This window comes from Lactobacillus corticis, assembly GCF_018327645.1.
GTDB classification, from domain to species: Bacteria; Bacillota; Bacilli; order Lactobacillales; family Lactobacillaceae; genus Lactobacillus; species Lactobacillus corticis.
This window is the reverse complement of sequence record NZ_BMAY01000032.1, coordinates 1-369: the sequence shown is the minus strand read 5'-3', so window position 1 is coordinate 369 and position 369 is coordinate 1. Positions and strand designations below refer to the sequence as shown.

1 rRNA gene is annotated in these 369 nt (G+C 51.2%); it reads right to left on the bottom strand.

Features of this window, described 5'->3' with window-relative positions:
- Positions 1 to 177: 177 nt before the first annotated feature.
- Positions 178 to 369: ribosomal RNA gene (locus KI210_RS08590) — 16S ribosomal RNA — on the bottom strand; the annotation flags it as partial.

Below are 369 nucleotides of genomic sequence, written 5' to 3'. Positions count from 1 at the left end.
ACAATCTGTTCTTTACGATTGTCTCGGTTTTCTTTTGCTTTCGGTATTCAGTTTTCAACGTACTAGCTCTGAGGTTTTGCCCTCAAAACTAAACAAGATTCGCTCGGTGTGCTTCCGTTTCGCTTCGGTTGCTTCTTTTAGTACTCTCATACTCTCCGCTTCCGCTGCTTTCCTTAGAAAGGAGGTGATCCAGCCGCAGGTTCTCCTACGGCTACCTTGTTACGACTTCACCCTAATCATCTGTCCCACCTTAGACGGCTGGCTCCTTGCGGTTACCCCACCGGCTTTGGGTGTTACAGACTCTCATGGTGTGACGGGCGGTGTGTACAAGGCCCGGGAACGTATTCACCGCGGCGTGCTGATCCGCGA